General features: G+C 59.8%; 1 protein-coding gene. It reads right to left on the bottom strand.

Annotation, left to right across the window (positions count from 1 at the left end; genetic code table 11):
- On the bottom strand, window positions 1–615 hold a 615-nt coding region (locus ACOI1H_RS26045; RefSeq protein WP_422441255.1), incomplete at its 3' end, for a transposase.
- Between the last annotated feature and the right edge of the window lie 96 nt (window positions 616–711).

The following is a 711-nucleotide window of genomic DNA, read 5'->3' as shown; positions in this document are numbered from 1 at the left end:
CTCCGGTGTCGCGCCGATGATCACCAGCATGCATTCGGCATTTTCCTCCATCCTCGCCTGAAGATAGACGCCGTCCGCCCAGATGTAGACGTAGTGGCGGGCAGACAGATCCCGCCGTGCCCAGGCATCATATTGAACCTGCCATCCGGCAGTCAGACGCGAGATGACGCTTGGCGAGAGGTTGGGCGCATCCGGCCCCATGATGGCCGACAGCGCGTCCTGGAAATCGCCCGTCGATATGCCCTTCAGATAAAGAACAGGCAGCAGCGCGTCCAAGCTGATCGAGCGGCGCGCCCATTTCGGCAGAATGTTCGAGGTAAAGCGGATCTTTTCTGCCCCATCAGAGGACGCCATCCGGTCGCGCACCTTGGGCCGCTGGACATCCAGAGCACCAATCCCCGTCTGAATCTTCCGTTCAGGGCCAAATCCATGCCGCACGATCCGCTGACGCCCGTCTTCCAGCTGCTCATCGGCAAAACTGGCGACAAAGGCATCAGCCTCGGCCTTCAGCGCTTCCGCCAGCATTCGACGAGCACCTTGCCGAGCAAGCTCTGTCAGCGGATCGACGATCGTTTCCGATTGGCGAAATGGCAGGATCGTTGTATCTTCCTTCATGGCGTATCGCTCCTTGTGAGGTTCTGGCCGGCTTTGACACCCGCCACGATACGCCGCCCTTCAAATCACGCCATCACCCAAATTCCCGCATAGCTC

The organism is Loktanella sp. DJP18 (genome assembly GCF_049310965.1).
Lineage (GTDB): Bacteria > Pseudomonadota > Alphaproteobacteria > Rhodobacterales > Rhodobacteraceae > Loktanella.
This window is presented reverse-complemented; position numbering and strand designations above follow the sequence as displayed.